This window comes from Novosphingobium sp. 11B (genome assembly GCF_054589055.1).
This window is the reverse complement of record NZ_BAAILP010000309.1, coordinates 1-245: the sequence shown is the minus strand read 5'-3', so window position 1 is coordinate 245 and position 245 is coordinate 1. Positions and strand designations below refer to the sequence as shown.

Genomic DNA, 245 nt, shown 5'->3' with positions numbered 1-245 from the left:
CATCCTTGGGCCTGAAGCTCTTCACGCTGGCCCACGCTTCGACCAACGTGCCGTCCACCGAGAAATGATCGTCGGACAGAAGAGCCTGCACGCGGGCCTGGTTGATGATGGCGGACAGGAACCTGGCGGCAACGTCCCTGGATAGTAGCCTCTCGCGGTTCTTGGTGAAGACCGTGACATCCCAGATCGGCGCATCCATCGCCAGGCCGACAAACCAGCGGAAGAGCAGGTTGTAATCCATCTGC

General features: G+C 60.4%; 1 protein-coding gene. It reads right to left on the bottom strand.

Going from position 1 to position 245, the window contains the following annotated elements:
* On the bottom strand, positions 1 to 245 hold a 245-nt coding region (locus tag ACYPYD_RS26235), incomplete at both ends, for a transposase (RefSeq protein WP_459666589.1).